The 13881-nt window shown below is 71.7% G+C and carries 16 protein-coding genes; 7 read left to right on the top strand and 9 right to left on the bottom strand.

All coding sequences use genetic code 11. The annotated features are described in order from the left end of the window. Window positions 1–67: 67 nt before the first annotated feature. The 6 genes from L1857_RS33430 to L1857_RS33405 form a co-directional block, all read right to left on the bottom strand. Window positions 68–973, bottom strand: a complete 906-nt coding sequence (locus tag L1857_RS33430) for a LysR family transcriptional regulator (protein WP_249467259.1) — start codon at window positions 971–973, stop codon at window positions 68–70. A gap of 10 nt (window positions 974–983) precedes the next feature. Then, window positions 984–1526, bottom strand: a complete 543-nt coding sequence (locus L1857_RS33425) for a hypothetical protein (protein ID WP_116111550.1) — start codon at window positions 1524–1526, stop codon at window positions 984–986. A 108-nt stretch (window positions 1527–1634) separates the two neighbouring features. Beyond that, a complete protein-coding gene (locus L1857_RS33420) occupies window positions 1635–2201 on the bottom strand; it encodes a TetR/AcrR family transcriptional regulator (RefSeq protein ID WP_116111549.1) in 567 nt (188 codons plus the stop codon). 29 nt (window positions 2202–2230) lie between these two features. Next, window positions 2231–2488: a glutaredoxin family protein gene (locus L1857_RS33415; protein WP_094004451.1), complete on the bottom strand. Its 258-nt coding sequence runs from the start codon at window positions 2486–2488 to the stop codon at window positions 2231–2233. A gap of 16 nt (window positions 2489–2504) precedes the next feature. Then, entirely contained in the window at window positions 2505–3560 is a 1056-nt protein-coding gene (locus L1857_RS33410; protein ID WP_116111548.1) for an SDR family oxidoreductase, read from the bottom strand. A gap of 68 nt (window positions 3561–3628) precedes the next feature. Continuing rightward, window positions 3629–4459, bottom strand: coding sequence for a phosphoribosylaminoimidazolesuccinocarboxamide synthase (locus L1857_RS33405; protein ID WP_094004453.1), 831 nt, complete (start codon window positions 4457–4459; stop codon window positions 3629–3631). Between the two features lie 98 nt (window positions 4460–4557). Here L1857_RS33405 and L1857_RS33400 point away from each other — a divergent pair, with 98 nt between their 5' ends. The 3 genes from L1857_RS33400 to L1857_RS33390 are packed head-to-tail and all read left to right on the top strand — an operon-like array spanning window position 4558 to window position 7386. Then, complete coding sequence (locus L1857_RS33400) at window positions 4558–5952, top strand: MDR family MFS transporter (protein ID WP_233157144.1); 1395 nt, start codon at window positions 4558–4560, stop codon at window positions 5950–5952. Between the two features lie 9 nt (window positions 5953–5961). Next, window positions 5962–6861 carry a LysR family transcriptional regulator gene (locus L1857_RS33395; protein WP_249467257.1) on the top strand — a complete coding sequence of 300 codons (900 nt, stop codon included), beginning with the start codon at window positions 5962–5964 and terminating at the stop codon, window positions 6859–6861. A gap of 60 nt (window positions 6862–6921) precedes the next feature. Further along, window positions 6922–7386 (top strand): MarR family winged helix-turn-helix transcriptional regulator, encoded by a 465-nt coding sequence (locus L1857_RS33390; protein ID WP_116111546.1) that lies wholly within the window; start codon window positions 6922–6924, stop codon window positions 7384–7386. Here L1857_RS33390 and L1857_RS33385 read toward each other — a convergent pair. Further along, on the bottom strand, window positions 7343–8023 hold the full coding sequence (locus tag L1857_RS33385) for a hypothetical protein (RefSeq protein ID WP_249467254.1): 681 nt from the start codon (window positions 8021–8023) through the stop codon (window positions 7343–7345). The two genes, L1857_RS33390 and L1857_RS33385, sit on opposite strands and share 44 nt — an antisense overlap. A gap of 454 nt (window positions 8024–8477) precedes the next feature. Between L1857_RS33385 and L1857_RS33375 the strand changes: the two genes are divergently transcribed. Next, window positions 8478–8924 (top strand): anthrone oxygenase family protein, encoded by a 447-nt coding sequence (locus L1857_RS33375; RefSeq protein ID WP_116111544.1) that lies wholly within the window; start codon window positions 8478–8480, stop codon window positions 8922–8924. On the opposite strand, the gene L1857_RS33370 is transcribed toward L1857_RS33375, so the two are convergent. After that, entirely contained in the window at window positions 8921–9709 is a 789-nt protein-coding gene (locus L1857_RS33370; RefSeq protein WP_249467253.1) for an alpha/beta fold hydrolase, read from the bottom strand. The two genes, L1857_RS33375 and L1857_RS33370, sit on opposite strands and share 4 nt — an antisense overlap. Window positions 9710–9780: 71 nt before the next feature. Between L1857_RS33370 and L1857_RS33365 the strand changes: the two genes are divergently transcribed. From L1857_RS33365 to L1857_RS33355, 3 genes are all read left to right on the top strand, one after another. Then, the gene (locus L1857_RS33365) at window positions 9781–11094 is read left to right on the top strand and encodes an aminotransferase-like domain-containing protein (RefSeq protein WP_094004461.1); all 1314 of its coding nucleotides are present in this window, start codon (window positions 9781–9783) and stop codon (window positions 11092–11094) included. A gap of 234 nt (window positions 11095–11328) precedes the next feature. Beyond that, window positions 11329–12369 (top strand): ABC-2 transporter permease, encoded by a 1041-nt coding sequence (locus L1857_RS33360; RefSeq protein ID WP_094004462.1) that lies wholly within the window; start codon window positions 11329–11331, stop codon window positions 12367–12369. Further along, window positions 12366–13025 (top strand): rhomboid family intramembrane serine protease, encoded by a 660-nt coding sequence (locus tag L1857_RS33355; protein ID WP_094004463.1) that lies wholly within the window; start codon window positions 12366–12368, stop codon window positions 13023–13025. The genes L1857_RS33360 and L1857_RS33355 overlap by 4 nt, the downstream gene beginning before the upstream one ends. On the opposite strand, the gene mca is transcribed toward L1857_RS33355, so the two are convergent. Beyond that, entirely contained in the window at window positions 12997–13821 is an 825-nt protein-coding gene (mca, locus tag L1857_RS33350; protein ID WP_094004464.1) for a mycothiol conjugate amidase Mca, read from the bottom strand. The genes L1857_RS33355 and mca overlap by 29 nt on opposite strands. Between the last annotated feature and the right edge of the window lie 60 nt (window positions 13822–13881).

The raw sequence follows: 13881 nt of genomic DNA, 5'->3' as shown, positions 1-13881 counted from the left end.
TCGACGGTAGGCCGGAAAACGCGGAAAGGGAATGATCAATGCGCGAACATTGGTATGACCACAGCGGTCATACCAATTGCCGGAAAACCTCCCTGGCGTCCGCGACGAGCCCGGTCAGCTCGGCGCCGTCGCACGCCCGGTCACGCCGCCAGATCAGGCCGGTCCGCAGCTCGGGGTGGAAATCCGTGATCGGGAGCACGGCCACGTTCTCGACGCTGTAGTTGCGCATCGGGCTGCGCGGGTCGAGCATCGAGACGGTGAACCCGAGCCCGCTCGCGACGATCTCGGCGACCCCGGAATAGTCCGTCTGCGGCGGTTTGAGGCGTTTCTTCACACCTGCCGCGCGCAATTCCTGGTCCAGTTGTTCGAAATACAACGGTTGCGCTTCCGGTGGCACCGGCACGTACGGCAGGTCCGCGAGGTCGGTGAGGCTCAGCGAGTCGCGGCCGGCGAACCGGTCGGCGGGCACGACGGCGCCCAGCGGTTCCGACAGCACCCGCACGACCTCCAGCGCGGGGTCGCTCACCGGCAGCCGGACCAGCGCGAGGCTCAGCCGGCCGTCGTGCACCGCCTCGATCAGATCGCTGGTGCGGCCGGGCCAGCGTTTGAGGTCGAACCGGTCGCGGCAGCGTTCCTCCAGCTCCTGCACGCGGGCCCGCAGATCGGGGTGCAGCCCGGCGGGCACCCCGATGAGCGCCATCCGGTGCCGGGGCCCGATGGCCTCGCGCAGGCGCCACGGAATCGCGTTGAAGTGTTCCAGGGCTTCGCGTGCCAGCGGGAGGAGCGCGGCGCCGGCGTCGGTCAGCTCGACGCTGTGCGTGCTGCGCCGGAACAGCTGGTGCCCGAGCTCGTGTTCGAGGTCCTTGATGCGCTGGCTCAGCGGGGACGCGGCCATGTGGAGCTTGCGGGCGGCCTGCGAGAAGTTCAGCTCCTCGGCCACCACGACGAAGTAGCGCAGGTGAAAGATCTCCACCCGGCCGAGCTTACGGGCGGCAGAGGATGATCAGGATGCAGCTCGGGGGCGTGCGCGACGGGGTGGTGGTGGTCGTGGTGTCACCGCCGGGCGCGGTGCCGGTCTGGCTCGGGCCGGTCTGCCCGGGCGGCGACCCCGGATCGGTGCTCGAGGCCGGCGGCTGGTTGGAGTCGGTCACCGTCACCGTTTCGGTGGAGGTGCTGGTGCGCGGTTTCGTGGACCACGGGATGCCGTTGCCGGGTGCGTCGGCGTCGGTGGCCTGGTTGGTGACCACGACGCGGGACGAGCTGTTGGTGCGCTCGGTGGTGTGCGGGTTCTCCGGGACGCCACCGCCGGCGAGGCCACCGGTCGGCCCGGACGGGAGGCTGAACAACGCGGCGTCGTCGGTGGGCTGGGTGTCCGCGCCGACCTTGACCAGGATCGCGGCGAGCCCGCACCCCAGGACGACGGCCAGCATCACGGCCACCACCTGGAACCGGGATCTCGGCGCGCGCGGCTGTTCCGTCCAGCCCTCGCGCTCGAGCAGTTCGGCCACCGACACTTCGTCGTTCACCGGACCCACCTTTCGAGACGCGAAGGCATACCGACAGTTGCGCGCATTTGTACCGCAACCGGGTGATGCCGATACACGCGGGGCGGGAAAACGGCGTCCAAATTACGGTCAGTGTTGGGAAATCGCTCCAAGCAACTTCCGTACCCCATCAATCGCACGTTCGAAGGGTTCCGCGGAACTGGCCGCCCGAGCGAGCACGTAGCCGCCCTGGACGACCGCGGCGAGGGTAACCGCGGTGGCGTCCGGATCCAGATCGGCGGGCAGTTCGTTGCGTGCGACGCCGTCGGCGAGGACCTCGGCGAGCCGGCGCCGGAGCCAGTCGAAGGTCTCGTGCACCGGCTGCCGCAGGTCCTCGCTGGCGACGATGTCCGGGTCCTGGGCCAGCCGCCCGACCGGGCACCCGCGCAGGACGTCCCGCTCACGCAGGAGGTACTTCTCGATCCGGTCGAGCGCGGTGCCACCACCGGCGAGCAGGGCCTCGGTCTCGGCACGCAACTCCTCGGCGGTGCGGCGGATGGCGGCGAGCGCGAGGGCCGGTTTGCCGCTGAAGTGGTGGTACATGCTGCCCTGGCCGGCCTGCGCGCGCTGCTGGATGGCCTTCGGGCTGGTGCCGACGTAGCCGCGGTCCCGCAGCAGCTCCTGCGTGCTGCGGATCAGCCGCTCCGAGGTGTCCACGGCTCCACTGTACCTACCGGTAGATCGCGTCAGAGCAGCTCGGGAGCGTGCTCGCGCACCGCCGCCAGCACCTCGTCCACGCTGGGGTTCACCATGGCCGTCGGGCCGACGAAGACCGTGGGCACCGTCTCGTTGCCGTTCGCGGCCTCGCGGACCCGTTCGGCCGCTCCCGGCTCCTCCCAGATGTTCACCTCGGTGAACGGCAGGCCGGCCCGCTCCAGGCCGGCCCGCAACGCCATGCAGAAGCCGCAGCCGGGGCGCCAGTAGAACTCCACGGGAGTGCTCATGCGTTCAGGTTAGCCATCACGGGATGACTTTACGCTTGCGCAGCTCGTCGAAGATCGACAGGAACATCTCCTCGGTGTCGACGAACTCGTGGAACCCGAACCGGCGAGCCTTCGACCCGTCCGCGATCACGTCGTAGTCCCAGCCGAAGACGAAGTCGCCGAAGCGCCACGAGGACACCTCGCCGAACGACGGCTCCAGCCCGTACCGCTCACGCATCGCGTTCCACAGCGGCTCCTTGTCCGCCATGACCGTCTCCAGCGACATCTGCAGCGGCGGCGCCACTTCCAGGTCGAACCACCGGGCCAGCTTCGGCCACAGCTCGTGCCACCGGAACAGGTCGCCGTTGTTGATGTTGAACGCCTGGTTGCCGCAGCGCTCGTCGGTCGCCGCCCACACGGTCGCCTTCGCGAGCAGCCCGGCGTCGGTCATCTCCAGCAGCGACGTGTACGCACCGGGCTTGCCCGGGAACCGCAGCGGTACGCCGAGTTCCTTCGAGATCGAGGCGTACACCGCGATCACGGTCGCCAGGTTCATCGGGTTGCCGAGCGCGAACCCGCACACCACCGACGGCCGCAGCGCCGACCACGTCCACGCCTTGCCCCGTTGCCGCTGCTCCAGGAAGTTCTGCTGGTCCACATTGAACTCCGGCGGCAGGTGCCCGGCGTCGTCCTCGCGGGCCGGCGTCTTGAACGGGCCGAGGTGCGCGCCGTAGACCTTGTAGCCCTGCATGAGGCTGATGTGCCGCAACCCGCGGGCGACCGGCTCGATCGCGTCCACGAGGTTGACCAGCATCCCGACGTTCGGCCCGACCAGCTCGGCCCACGTCGGCTTGTCCTGGTAGGCCGCGTAGAAGACGTGCGTCACATCGGTCAGCCCGCCGAGCTTGTCCCGGGCGTCGGCCGGGTCCAGCAGGTCGACCGCGACGTGGCGGACGCGCCCGCGGCCCGTCCCGCCGCGCCGGGACAGCCCGATCACCTCCCAGTCCCCGAGCGAGACCAGGTGGTCGACGAGGTTGCGGCCGATGACCCCGTTCGCCCCGGCGACCAGGGCGACTTTGCGTTCCGTGCTCATGAGCCCAGGTTCCGCCGCCGCGAGCGATAAGTCCAAGTCCCGTTGGTACCGGGACCCATGAACGCTCTTTATGCGCCCCAGGTGCGTCCGGTGATCCGCTCGTAGACCTCGATGTAGCGGGCGCGGGTGGTGGCCACCACGTCGGCCGGGATCTCCGGCGCGGGCGGCGTCTTGTCCCAGCCGGTGCCGCTGACCCAGTCACGCACGTACTGCTTGTCGAACGAGAACTGCGGGCGGCCCGGCTGCCACCGGTCGGCCGGCCAGAACCGCGACGAGTCGGACGTCAGGACCTCGTCGCCGAGGGTCAGCACGCCGTCGGCGTCCCAGCCGAACTCGACCTTGGTGTCCGCGACGATGATCCCGTTCGCGGCGGCCCGCTCGGCGCCCGCGCGGTAGATCGCCAGGGTCAGCTCCCGCAGGCGCTCCGCGGTCTCGCGGCCCTCCTGCGCGATCACGTCGTCGAAGGTGATGAACTCGTCGTGGCCCTCGGTCGCCTTGGTGGTCGGCGTGAAGATCGGCTCCGGCAGCTTGCTGCCCTCGACCAGGCCCGGCGGCAGTGCGACGCCGGACACGGTGCCCTGCTTCTGGTACTCCTTCAGGCCGAGGCCGGTCAGGTAGCCGCGCGCGATGCACTCGACCTGCACCATCTTCAGCGGCTTGACGCGGATCGCGCGGGCGGCGAACTCCTCGGGCACGTCGGTGGACACGACGTGGTTCGGCACGATCTCCGCGAGGTGCTCGAACCACCACAGCGACAGCTGGGTGAGCAGCTTGCCCTTGTCCGGGATCGGAGTGGGCATCACCACGTCGTAGAGCGAGATGCGGTCGGATGCGACGAGCAGGATGTCGTCCCCGTCGGAGTACAGCTCCCGGACCTTGCCCGCGTAGATGTGCTTCATCGTCCCGTCCCGTGTCGCCGGATTTCGCCGCGCCCATCCTACGGTGCTGCTCAGCGAGCATTGACCTCGACATTACTAGAGGTTCTAGCTTCGGGATCATGGAACGGATTCCCTGGCCCGTGTGGCGGATCTCCCTGGTGATCGTCTTCGGCGCCTTCGTCGGCATGCTGGACTCGTCACTGGTCAACGTCGGTCTCGACCGCATCGGCACGGACCTGGGCGCCTCGCTCGGCGAGGTGCAGTGGGTGACGACCGCCTACCTGATCGCGCTCGCCGTGTCGCTGCCGCTGTGCGGGTGGCTCGGCCGCCGCATCGGTGTCGGGCGGCTGTGGCTGGGCGCTTTCGCGGCGTTCACCGTCGCGTCCGGGCTGTGCGCGCTGGCCGGCGACATCGGGTGGCTCGTCGCGCTGCGCGTCGTGCAGGGCCTGGCCGCCGGGCTGCTGACCCCGGCCGGGCAGACGATCCTCGGCCAGGCGGTCGGCCCCGCGCGGCTCGGGCGCGTGATGAGCATCCTCGGCATCGCGGTGAGCAGCGCGCCCGCGATCGGACCGACCGTCGGCGGGGTGCTGCTGGACTCGCTGTCCTGGGAGTGGCTGTTCCTGATCAACCTGCCGATCGGCGCGATCGGGGTGGCGCTCGGGCTGAAGTACGTGCCGCGCGGTGAGCCGGGTGGCGCCGGACGGCTGGACTGGACCGGGTTCGCGCTGGTCGGGCTCGGGTTGCCGCTGTTCGTCTACGCGCTCACCGCGGTCGGTGAGGGCGGCGGCGGGATCGGCCCGTCGGTGCTGGTGGCGCTGGCGCTCGGCGCGGCCGGCCTGGTGGTGTTCGCGCTGCGGTCGTGGCGGCGGGAGCGGCCGCTGCTGGACCTGCGGCTGTTCGGCAACCCGGTGTTCGCGGCGGGCACGGTGTCCAGCCTGTTCATCGGCGCCGCGATGTTCGGGGCGATGCTGCTGTTCCCGCTGTACTTCCAGATCCTGCGCGGCGCCGACGTGGTGACGACCGGGCTGTCGCTGTTGTCGCTCGGCCTGGGCACGATGGTGGTGCTGCCGCTGGCCGGGTGGCTGACCGACCGGTACGGCGGCGGGATCGTCGCGCTCGCCGGCGGGGTGTTCACCGTGCTCACCACGGCGCCGTTCGCCGTCCTCGGCGCGGACGCGGACCCGGTGCTGCTGCAGGTGCTGCTGTTCCTGCGCGGGATGGCGCTGGCGCTGTCGGCGTCGCCGGCCGGGACCGCCGCGTTCACCGCGGTGCGGCGCGAGCAGCTGCCGGACGCGACGACGATGCTGAACATCCTGATGCGGGTCGGCGGCGCGGTCGGCGGCGCGATGTCCGCGATCGTGCTGTCCCGGTTGCTGCCCACCGGCGCCGAGCACGCCTTCCAGGTCGCGTTCTGGTGGCTGACCGGCGCTTCGGTGATCGCGCTGGGTGCCGCGTGGTGGCTGTGGCGAGCGCAGCAGCATGAGCGGGTCCGCGCGGTTCCGGTCGCGGCATAAGCTTCGTTCATGACCCTGCGCCAGCTGGAGTACCTGGTGACCATCGTCGACGCGGGCTCGTTCACGCGGGCGGCCGAGCTGCTGCACGTGACGCAGCCCGCGTTGTCGCACCAGGTGCGGGCGCTGGAGCGGGCGACCGGCGGACCGCTGCTGGAACGGCTGCCGCGGTCGGTGCGGCTGACGCCGATGGGCCGGGCGATGCTGCCGCACGCGCGGGCCACGCTGGCGGCGGCGCGGAAGTCGGTGGCCGCCGCGCGGCAGGCGGCCGGGCTGCAGTGCGGCGAGATCATGGTCGCGACGGTGTACTCGGTGAGCCTGGGCGTGCTGCCCCCGGTGCTCAAGGCGTGGCGGCGGGCCCATCCGGAGGTGCACGTGCGGCTGTTCGAGCACCGGCACGCCGACGAACTGGCCGCCGCCATGGCCCAGGGGCAGGCGGATCTCGCCGTCGGGCCGCCACCGTCCGATTGGGACGGTCCGGTGCACCCGCTGGGCGAGGAGGAGTTCGTCGTCGTGGTGCCGCCGGACGATCCGGCCGCGGACGGCACGCGGGTGCGCCTCGCGGACCTCGCCGAGCGGGAATGGGTGCACTACGCGCCCGGCAACGGGCTCGCCGATCTGCTGGACCAGGCCTGCGCGGCGGCCGGGTTCCAGCCGCGCGCCGCGGTGCGGACCGAACAGACGGCCGCGGCGCCGTCGCTGGCCGCGGCCGGTCTGGGTCCGGCGCTGGTGCCGGCGAACGTGCTGCCGCCCCGGTTCGCCGGGCACCTGCTGCGCCCGGACCCGCCGGTGCGACGCCGATTGGCGGCGTACACGCGCCCGGGTGGCGATCCCGTTTCCGCGGCGTTCACCGAAATCCTCCGCCGCAAGGCCGTTCTGGTGCCGGGCCACGTGCAGCGGTGCCTGAATTGACCCGGCTGTTCCCTGCCGATCGGCTATATTCCAGCCTCTGCCGACCAACTGGGAGGGTCCATGCGGGAGAGCCACCGGCTGTCCGATGACCAGCTCCGGGCCTGGGTGCAGTACCTGGGCGCGCAGACCCTCGTGCAACGCGCGCTCGAACGGCACCTGCACGAGGCAGCGGGCATTTCCCATGCGGAGTACGAAATCCTCACCAGGCTGGACGGCGCGCCGGACCGCCGGATGCGCATGGGCGAGCTGGCCGCCGTGCTGTTCTCGCCGGGCAGCAGGCTGAACTACCGGATCACCCGGCTGGCCGGCCTCGGCTGGGTCCGCCGCGAACAACACCCGACGGACCGCCGCGGCCTGTACGCCGTGCTGACCGCGGAGGGAGCCGATTTCCTCCACCGCGTGACGCCCGGATACCGCCAGGCCGTGCACGATTCCGTGGTGGCCCCCCTGAGCGACGACGAGTTCGCCGAGCTGGGCCGGATCAGCCGGAAGCTGTTCCAGCACCACCTCGGCCGCGGGGATTAGGGCACCAGGACCAGACGCCCCCGCAGCCCGCCGTCCCGCAGCCGCGCCGCCGCTTTCGCCGCGTCGGCCAGGGGGAGGGTGCCGGCCACCGCCACGTCAGGTGCCCGGCCGCGGCCAGCCGGGACAGCCCGGTGAGGGCCACACCGTCGGCCTTGATCCGCACCGGGCGGATCCGGATGCCCCGGTAGTTGTCCGGCCCGTTGCCGATCACCGCCACGAACGCGCCGCCGTCCTTGACCGCGTCCAGCGCCGGATAGCCCAGCACGGCCGCGTCGATCGCGCCGTCGACCCCGCCCGGCACCCGCTTGCGCACCCCCTCGGCGAGGTTCTCTCCTCGTCGCGCGCGCTCGCGGCCGCGACCACCCGGAGCCCGCGTAGCGCGGCGAGTTCGACCGCGAACCCGCCGGCCGCGCCGGTCACCAGGAGGGTCCGCCCCGTCCGGTGCCGGTGCGACGGCGTCCGCGTCGAGGACGATGTGCTCCGCCCACGCGCCGAGCGGGCCGGCCGGCCTGGTCCGCAGCCCGATCACCGCGTCCCCGGGCGCGAACGCCACCCCGGCGCCGGCCTCCTCGACCACGCCGGCCACGCCCGTCCGGGCGAACAGCCCGGCCGCCGACACCCGGATCACCGCACGCATTCTTCGTCTCCTCCGGAATGAATCGATGGCGCCTGCAGTCGTTCAGAACCGGAGGTGCCGCAACGCGCATCCCACGGTCGAGGAGATCGAGCAGGCGCGCGCCGCCTACGACGGCTGAGGCGGCCTTGCCAGGAAGTCCGCGAGGACGGAGTTGAACTCGGCGGCGCGTTCCAGGCGAGGACCAGTGCGCGGATCCGCTCCGGGAAGAGGTGGTGCCACTCCATCACGATCTGCCCGCCCATCGACAGCCCGCCGAGGACGAATCCGCAGTGGAGGCCAGCGCCCGTGGCGCGACCATTGGGGCGCCGGTGTGGTTCCGCGGTTGACCACCAATTCCGTTCTCCCCGCCGCCGTCGCCCGGGCGCAGTGCTAGCACTGCTAGACGAACGAGCGGTAGAAATGCTAGCGTTGCCATGTTGCCTATCAACGCTAGCATTCCAGGAGAGAGATCCCCATGCTCAACGCACTCGAGGTGTTCACGACCGTCGTCGTCGGCGTGATGGTGGGGGTGGAGTTCTCTGTCGCCTTCGTCATCAACCGCATCCTCGACCACCTGCCGGACGACAGCGCCCTGCGCGGCCGCGCCTACGGCGGCCGGATGCTCGGCGCCGTGATGCCGGTCTGGTACATCACCTCGGTCGTCCTGGTCGCGATCTGGGCGATCGCCGGGTGGCAGCACGGCACCGGTCTCGTGGTCACCGCCGGCGCGCTGCTGATGGTCAGCGTGCTCATGTCGGTCCTGCTGCTCGTCCCGATCAACAACCGCAGCAAGACGTGGACCCCCGAGAACCGGCCCGCGGACTGGAAGCAGCAGGCGAACCGGTGGGACCGCTTCCACTACGGCCGCGTCGCCGTCATCATCGCCGCCTTCGTCCTGCTGGCCGCGGCGCTCGGTTCCTAGGACGCCTGAGGCAGCGTCGCCAGGAAGTCCGCGAGGACGGAGTTGAACTCCACGGTGCGTTCCAGGTTGGGCATGTGCGCCGCGCCCGTGATGACCGCCAGTTCGGCGCCGGGGACGTGCGCGTGCAGGAATTCGGCCTCGGCGACCGGGGTGTACTCGTCCTGGTCGCCGACGACGACCAGTGTCGGCACGCGGATCCCGGCCAGCGTCGGCACGTAGTCCGGGCGCTCGGCCCGGCCCCGCAGCGCCGCCGCCGCGCCCTCCGGCGAGGTCGAGCGCATCATGCGGTGGACGTGCTCGGCGAGGTCCGGCATCGCGGCGACGTTGGCGGGCGCGACCATCTTCGTGAGGACCTCGTCGGCGTACGGGCGGAGCCCTTCTCGGAGCAATCGCTCGGCCATCTCGGTGCGATTGCGCTTGCCCGCCTCGGTCTCGGCGCGGGGCGAGGTGTCGGCGAGGACCAGTGCGCGGATCCGCTCCGGGAAGAGGCGGTGGCACTCCATCACGATCTGCCCGCCCATCGACAGCCCGCCGAGGACGAACTCGCCGACGTCCAGCCGGTCCAGCAGCGTTTCCAGGTCGCGGGCGAACACCGTGAGCGGCGTCTTGCCGGGCACCACCGTCGTTTCGCCGTACCCGCGGAGGTCGGGCACGATGACGCGCCAGCCGCGCTCGCTGAAGTGGTCCAGCTGCGGCCGCCACATCGAGCGGTCGAACGGGTGGCCGTGGACCAGGACCAGCGCGGGGCCCGAGCCCTTGTCGTCGAAGGCGATGTCGATCGTCATGCCCCGACCGTAGATCCGGTGATATGCTCGGTGCAATACCAATATTGCTCTCGGTGCAATGTGGGGTGTGGATGGACTACCGGACGATCGCGGACTCGGTCGCCGCCGACGTCGCCGCCGGGCGGCTCCGCCCGGGTGACCAGCTGCCGCCGCAGCGCCGGTTCGCCCGGCAGCGCGGGATCGCGGTCTCCACCGCGGCCCGGGTGTACGGCGAGCTCGTCCGGCGCGGGCTGGCGGTCGGCGAGACCGGGCGGGGCACGTACATCCGCGCCGCGCCGAAGCCGGAGTCCGCGCTGGCCGAACCCGCGGGCGCGACGGTGGACCTGGAGCTGAACTTCCCGGTCCTGCCGGAACAACCCGGGTTGATCGTCGCGAGCCTCGGCCCGGTGCTGCGACCGGACCTGCTGGTCCAGGGGCTGGGGCCGTCCGTCGTGACCGGGACCGCCGAAGCGCGCGCGGAGGCCGCGCGGGTGCTGGCACGGGGCGAGTGGGCGCCGGACGCGGGGGATGTGGTGTTCACCGGCAACGGCCGCCAGGCGATCGCCGCCGCGATGGCCGCGCTGGTCCCGGCGGGCGAGCGGCTGGGGGTCGAGGCACTGACGTACCCGGTGGTGAAGGGCATCGCGGCGCGGCTCGGGGTCACGCTGGTGCCGCTGGAGATGGACTCGTCCGGTGTGGTGCCGGACCTGCCGCCGCGGTTGCGGGCGGTCTACCTGCAGCCGGTGCTGCACAACCCGCTGGGCGTGACGATGCCCGCGGCGCGGCGGGCCGAGCTGGCCGAGGCGGTGCGGGAGCGGGACCTGCCGGTGATCGACGACGGCATCAACGGCTTCCTGCGGCCGGACGTCGCGCCCCTGGCGGAGCTCGCGCCGGAGCGGACGATCGTGCTGGACAGCCTCTCGAAGCGGCTCGCGCCCGGGATGACGCTGGGTTTCGCGGTGGCGCCACCGGTTCTGCGTGATCGGCTGGCTGCCGCGGTGCGGTCGGGCGGCTGGGCGGCCGCGCAGTTCCCGCTGACGGTGGCGACGCGCCTGATGGCGGACGGCACGCTGGCGAAGATCGAGGCCGCCAAGCGCGACGACGCGATGGCGCGGCAGGAGCTGGTCCGCACGCGGCTGGCGGGCTTCTCGGTGCGGGCGGATCCGCGGGCCTACCACTGCTGGTGGCAGCTACCGGAGCCGTGGCGGGCGGAAACCTTCGTGGCGGCAGCCGCGCGGCGCGGCATCGCGGTCACCCCGGCCGCGGCGTTCGCCGTAACCCCCGGCCGAGCCCCCACCGCCGTGCGGCTCGCACTGGCCTCCCCGAGGCTCGACGTGCTGGCCGGGGCGCTGGACACGCTGGCCGCACTGGCGCGAAGCAGCCCGGAGGACAGCGGAATCGAGTGACGCCGGGCGCTGGCCGCGCACTCACCGCGGGGAGCGCCGGGGCCAGCCACCCGCCGTCTGTGTCCGCTCACCCCCGGTTCAGGGGATGGTCGCCCCGGGCCAAGGCGGTCACGGGGGCAACCTCTCCTCGTCCGGCCATCCGCCCCCGCCGGTCATCGCCTTCCCTGCCGCGGGCACCAGGATCGAGTGAATTCTCGCCGCGCGGGACGGCCCCGCCGAGCCTAGGTTCGGGCCATGACCAGCGAACACAGCGGCCCGCGCGGCCTCGCCGGTGATCTGCGGGACGCGATCGCCCCGCGGACCGTTCTGCTCGTCCTCGGGGTGCTGCTCCTGCAGCTCGGCTTCATCCTGTCCTACGTCGGCGCCTTCCACAGCCCCACGCCGCACCGGATCGCCGTCGCCGTCGTCGGTCCACAAGAGACGGTCGACCGGATCAACGCCATCGACGGCACCCCGATCGAGGCGTCGCCGAGCCCCGACCCGGCCGACGCGCGCCAACGGGTGCTCGACCGCGACGTCGAGGCGGCTTACCTCATCGACACCGCGGGCACCACCGACACCCTCCTGGTCGCGACCGCCGCGGGCCCCGCCCTCGCCACCGCCGTCGAGCAGGTCTTCACCCAGCTCGACGCCGCGCAGAACCGCACCCTCACCGTCACCGACCTCGTCCCACCACAGCCCGGCGACGCGCGTGGGCTGACCGCGTTCTACGCCGTCGTCGGCTGGCTCGTCGGCGGCTACCTCGCCGCCGCCGCGCTCGGCATCGCGAAGGGCGCCCGGCCGGCGACCCTGCGCCGCACGGCGATCCGCCTCGCCGCGATGGTGCCCTACGCGATCGTGTCCGGCCTGGGTGGCGCGCTGGTCGTCGACCAGGTCCTCGGCGCGCTGACCGGGCACTTCCTGTCCCTGTGGTGGATCGGCGCGGCCCTCACCTTCGCCGCGGCGACCGTGACGATGGCCTTCCAGGTGCTGTTCGGCGTCATCGGCGTCGGCATCACCGTGCTGATCTTCGTGATCCTCGGCAACCCGAGCGCGGGCGGCGCCTACCAGACCGAACTGCTGCCGCCGTTCTGGCGCGCGATCGGCGACTGGTTGCCGAACGGCGCCGGCACCGAGGCGATCCGCGACGAGGTCTACTTCGCCGGCAACGCGACCGGCGGGCCGATCGTGGTGCTGGTGGTCTGGGGCGTCGCCGGGCTCGTGGTGACCCTGCTCGCCTCGGCGTTCCGGATTCGCCGGGAAAATGCCGCGAATTCCATTACCCTGACCGGATGAAGGAACGCCCGCTGCCCAGTGGCGCCGAAGCCCAGGCCATGATCGCCGAGGCGCGCAAGGCGCTGTGGGTCATGGTCGGGTTCCTCGCCGTCATCTGGATCGTGCAGATCGTCAACTGGGCCACCGACTACGCGCTCAGCTTCGACTTCGGCATCCGCGCCCGCGAGCTGAGTTCGCTGCCCGAGGCGCTGACGGCCCCGTTCCTGCACTTCAGCTGGGGACACATCGAGAGCAATTCCGGGCCGCTGTTCATCTTCGGGTTCCTCGCCGCCTACCGCGGGGTGCGGAAGTTCTTCGGTGTCACGGCGCTGATCGTGATCGGCAGCGGGCTCGGCGTGTGGCTGGTGTCGCCGGCGAACGGGGTGACCGCCGGCGCGAGCGGTGTCGTGCTGGGATATTTCGGCTACATCATCGTGCGGGGACTGTTCGACCGGCGGCCGATCGACCTCGTCATCGGGCTGGTGATGGCGTTGTGCTTCGCCTACCAGTTCACCGCGCTGCTGCCCGCCGAGGAGGGCATCAGCTGGCAGGGGCACCTGTTCGGGTTCGGTTCGGGCGTGATCGGCGGCTGGGTGTTCCGGGAGCGGCGGCGCAAGCAGGTCGAGCCCGCGCCGGCGGACCCGACGGTCATGCTGGATCCGCCGAAACAGCCCTGATCCCGGCGAACAGGTCGTCCTCGGGCGGGTCGGCCGGGACCAGCGAGCGGGCCAGCACGTAGTCCTCGGTGGGCCACACCTCGCGTTCGACGTCGCGCGGGTGGCGCAGGAAGCCGTGGGCGGGGTCGACCTGGGTTTCGTGGGCGAGCAGGGCGCGGTCGCGGACGTCGAAGTAGTCCGCGCAGTGGATTCGCGTGGTGATCGGGATTTCGGTGTCCGGCAGTTCGGCCAGGACCTCGCCCATGGCGGAGTCGAGGCCGCGTGCGGTGAGCGCGTCGTGCATGGCCTGGAACCACTGGCGGCTCAGGGTGGCGAGGTAGTAGAGCTTCGCGATCTGCCAGGGCGTGCCGGTGACGGCGTCGAACGCGGTGACGGCGACCTCGTGGGTGCGGATGTGGTCCGGGTGCGGGTAGCCGCCGGTCTCGTCGTAGGTGACGAGCACGTCCGGGCGGAACTCGCGGATGACCTCGACGAGCCTGTGCACGGCGGTGCCGAGGGGTTGCCGGGCGAAGCTGTCCGCGGGCGGGTCGTCGGTCAGGCCGGAGTCGCGGAAGCCGAGGAACCGTTGCCGCACACCGAGGATCTCGCGCGCGCGGGCCATTTCCCGGCGGCGGATCTCGGGCAGGTTGGCGCGGATCTCGGGGGTGTTCAGGCGCGGGTTGAGGACGTCGCCGCGCTCGCCGCCGGTGCAGGTGACGACCAGGACGTCGGCTCCTTCCGCGGCGTAGCGCGCCAGCGTGGCGGCGCCCTTGCTGGACTCGTCGTCGGGGTGGGCGTGGACGGCCATCAGCCGCATCGGTGCCTCCTGCGCTTTGGTTAGGTTCGACCTAATTTTAGGTCAAACCTAATCAGTTGG

The sequence above is a fragment of the Amycolatopsis thermalba genome, assembly GCF_023376025.1.
GTDB classification, from domain to species: domain Bacteria; phylum Actinomycetota; class Actinomycetes; order Mycobacteriales; family Pseudonocardiaceae; genus Amycolatopsis_E; species Amycolatopsis_E thermalba.
Note: the sequence above shows the minus strand (reverse complement) of the source record. Positions and strands in the feature narration are given on the sequence as shown.